This window comes from Actinosynnema sp. (assembly GCF_052038725.1).
Genome location: NZ_JBQGCX010001388.1, coordinates 1 through 1,746 on the forward strand (window position 1 = coordinate 1; position 1,746 = coordinate 1,746).

At 76.4% G+C, this 1,746-nt stretch carries 1 protein-coding gene; it reads left to right on the top strand.

Annotation, left to right across the window (positions count from 1 at the left end; translation table 11 throughout):
- Positions 1 to 92: 92 nt before the first annotated feature.
- The coding region (locus tag ACTUAL_RS29375) for a cell division protein PerM (RefSeq protein ID WP_440902514.1) at positions 93 to 1,746 on the top strand (1,654 nt) is incomplete at its 3' end.

Genomic DNA, 1,746 nt, shown 5'->3' on the forward strand with positions numbered 1-1,746 from the left:
GGGGGCGCGCCCCCCCCCCCCCCCCCCCACCCCTCCCGCCGTTCCGGCGCGCCGCCGCGAGGAGCCGGGCGCCGGGCTGACACAGTGGAGCGATGGCGGTGCTGCAATCCACCTCGCACGGCGTGGCCGACTTGGTCCGCCCACCGGAGTTCTCCCGCGCCGAGCACGCGCGCGTGCTCACCATGACCGCCGCGGGCTCGGTGGTCCTCGGCTACGCGGCCGTGGCCGCGCTCCTCGCCCTCATCTCCTCGACGGCCGCGCACGCCTCCTTCTCCACGACGGGCGTGCTCACGGCCGCCGCGCCCGGCTGGCTGGCCGCGCACCACGTGCCGCTGCGCGTCGGCGGCGGCGACCTGGGCGTGCTGCCGCTGCTGCCGACCGCGCTGGTGATGCTGCTGGTGTACCGGGCGGCGGCCAGCGCGGCCGACCGGCTCGGCCTCTTCGAGCCGCTCCAGGCCCGCTCGGTGGTGCTCAGCATCTCCGGCGCGCACGCGGCCACCGGCGGGCTCATCGCGTTCCTGATGGGCGACACCGGGCCGGTGCAGGCGACGCCCGCCGTGGCGTTCTTCGGCTCGGCGGCGGTGTCCGCGATCGCGGCCGTCGCCGGGGTCGCGGAGCGGTGCGGGCTCATCGAGGTGCTGTTCGAGCGGGTGGACCCGGTGGTGCGGCGGGGGCTGTGGGGCGGCGCGCTGGCGCTGTTCGCGCTCACCGCCGCCGGGTCGCTGCTGCTGGCGGTCGGGCTGGCGCTGGAGTGGCCGCTGACCAGCGGCCTGTTCGACGAGCTGGGCGGCACGGTCGGCAGCGGCCTGGGCATCTGGCTGCTGTGCGTCGGGTACCTGCCGAACGCGGTCGTCGCGACCGTCGCGTACCTGGTGGGCGCCGGGTTCTCGTTCGGCTCGGTGCTGGTGACGCCGCTGGAGTTCGTCGGCGGGCCGCTGCCCGCCGTCCCGCTGCTGGCGGCCGTGCCCGACCAGCACAGCACGTTCCTGTCGGCGGTGCTGGTGCTCCCGGCGGTGATCGGCGTGGTCGTGGGGCTGTACCTGCGCAACGCGGCGGAGACGCCGGTGCTGCGGATCAGGGCCGCCCTGGTGGCCGCGCTGACGGCCGGGGTGGGGATGCTCGTGCTCGCCGCCGTCGCGGGCGGGGACCTGGGTGGCGGGTCGTTCAGCCCGGTCACCGTGCCCGCCGGGCTGGCCGCGCTGCTCGTGCTCGGCTGGGTCGGGGTGCCCGGCGCGCTGATCGCCTGGGTGACCGGTCCCCGGCCGCCGAGGGTGAAGAAGGAGAAGGTCAAGCGGGGCGCGAGCGGCGAGGGCGCCGCCGCGACCGCCGCAGGCGCCGCCGGGGTCGCGGTCGCGGCGGGCGAGGACGACGAGCTCGACGAGGTCGACGCGGACGGGGTGGACGACGAGTACGACGAGGCCGGGTACGAGGACGAGTACGACGAGGACGCCGAGTACCTGGACGAGGAGCTGGCCGACGACGAGCTGCTGGACGACGAGCTGTCCGAGGACGAGCTCGCCGACGAGGAGCTGTCGGAGGAGGAGCTGGCGGCCGAGCTGGCGGTGGACGAGCGCGCCGAGGAGCTGGCCGAGCGGGAGCTGGACGACGAGTACCCGGAGGACGACTCCGAGGACGACGCCGACGGCTACGACGACGAGCTGGACGCGCCGGAGGACGAGCCCGACGCAGGCGGCGCGGTGACCGACGAGCTGTCCGAGGACGAGCTCGTCGAGGCCGAGCGGACGG